Source organism: Adlercreutzia sp. CNCM I-6207, assembly GCF_977072305.1.
The window spans coordinates 1-1,871 of the sequence record NZ_CDRVLZ010000043.1; the positions used below are offsets into that span (position 1 = coordinate 1).

Sequence of the window (1,871 nt, forward strand, 5' to 3'; positions counted from 1 at the left end):
TCCTCGAAGGTGAACCGATCGTACGACTCGTCCTCCACCATCTCGCGCAGCTTGTCCCCCATGGCCTTTATCCTGAACTGTCTGAACAGCTCGAAGTGCTCTTCGGTAAGCATCCTACTCGCCGCCTCTCTTGTAGGCGTCCGCGCCGCGCAGGCGGCCCGCCGATTTGGCGCGGTCCACCAGCTCGCCGGAGCCTGCGGCCCCGACGGGGCGCCCCTTGGCTCGCTCCTCGGCGTCGGACGACTTGATGGCGAGGATCGCGTTCTTGAGGCCGGTGTAGCTGGGAAGCGCCGAGGCCGCGTTCAGCTTGGCACAAGCGCGCTCGAGCAGCGCCGGCGCGTACGTCTTCGACAGCCCGAGGATGTTGCGGCAGGAGACGAACGACTGCTCGACGATCGCGCGGCTGGCGAGGACGCGCTCGATCGCCGATGCGGTCTCGGGGCCGACGCGCCTCGCCCACGACGCGAACCGCTCCGGCGACCACGGGTCGTCCAGTGCGGCATGGTTCTCGGGCATGTGCTCGACGTTGGTCGAGTACTGCCCCTTGCGGCCGTGAAGCCTCGGGTGCACGGCGACCACCGCCCCGCCGTGCATCACCGCGACCGACGACGAGGTCAGCTTCACGTCGACCTGCTCGCCGATGAGCGAGTGGTCGACGGAGTAGTGCATGTAGTCGACGGTGACGTGGTAGTCCGGGGCCACCTTGGCGCTGCGCCACTCGCACATCTCGTAGCGCTCGGCGGGAAGGGGCATCAGGTGCATGCGCTCCTCCTCGAACACCGAGTCGCGCGAGCCGTCCTTGGCGGAGAACGGCCGGGAGTTGAGCCATGCCACCTTCTCCGCGCAGAACTCGTTGAACTCGTCGATGGTATAGAATGTCATCTCGCCGGACGGCCCGATGATCCAGCGCTCAACCAGGTCGACGCACGATTCGGCCACGCTCTTGTCGCGCGGCCGACGGACCCGGGCGGGCAGGACGGCCGCCCCGTAGTGCTCGGCGAAGCGCTCGTACTCCCTGTTCACGAGCGTGACCCGCGGGGCTGCGGCCCGATCGGTCGCCGTGGCGGCGTTGTCGGGCACCCACATGCGCGGAACGCCGCCGAACTCCTCGAACGCGTGGATCTGGCCCTCCTGCCAGGATTTCTGCCTCATGTCGCAGAAGCCCTCCGCCCAGAACTTGTCCGAGAAGGGCAACGTGACGACCAGGACGTAGACCTTGGTCCTGGTTCCCAGCAGCTTGTCGGTGAGGTGGGCGACGTCGCCGGCCCAATCGATGAAGCACTTGGCCCCCGGCTCGTGGGAGAAGTGCCTGGTCGCGCCCATCTTGCCTGCGGCGTCGGCGAACATCTCGCAGAACGTCTGGTAGGCGTAGGCGAGCTTCCCCTCCGCCGCGGCGCGCTCGCAGTACTCGAGCCAGAAGAGCTTCACCGGCAGCTTCCGACTCATTTTCTTGCGCTCGACCAGCGCCGCCATGTCGGGTCTCAGGTAGGCGTCGTTCGGACGGCGCTCCTCCTTGGCGAAGAACATGTCATCGACCGCGTCGGCGTCCATCGAGCTCACGGCGTCGAACGTCAGGCCGCATTCGCGCATCACCTTGGCGCCGGCGGAGACGTCGCGCTTGCTGACGTGAAGCGCGGCCGCGATGTCCGACTGGGTGGCCCCTCCCTTGGCCAGCATCAGGAGGATTTTCTTGTTCTTGGACATAGGCATCGTGCCCCTTTCCATGAAAGCGAGCCCCGGATTGGGCTCGCGACATGGAATTCTAGGCTCGATGGGCGGCGGTACCAATTTATCTTACCCAGGGTACCAAGCCCGCTGACTGGCGGTACCAGATTCTGCTGATTGTTGGTACCGGAGAGGGTTACTACTCA

General features: G+C 66.0%; 1 protein-coding gene. It reads right to left on the bottom strand.

Annotation, left to right across the window (positions count from 1 at the left end):
• Positions 1-114: 114 nt before the first annotated feature.
• Positions 115-1,704: an IS21 family transposase gene (gene istA / locus ACW4QM_RS11415; protein ID WP_158295183.1), complete on the bottom strand. Its 1,590-nt coding sequence runs from the start codon at positions 1,702-1,704 to the stop codon at positions 115-117.
• Positions 1,705-1,871: the final 167 nt, after the last annotated feature.

What these genes read in the sequence shown, in the direction of transcription:
- istA (WP_158295183.1), bottom strand. Translation starts at nt 1,704, where the DNA reads ATGTCCAAGAACAAGAAAATCCTCCTGATGCTGGCCAAGGGAGGGGCC.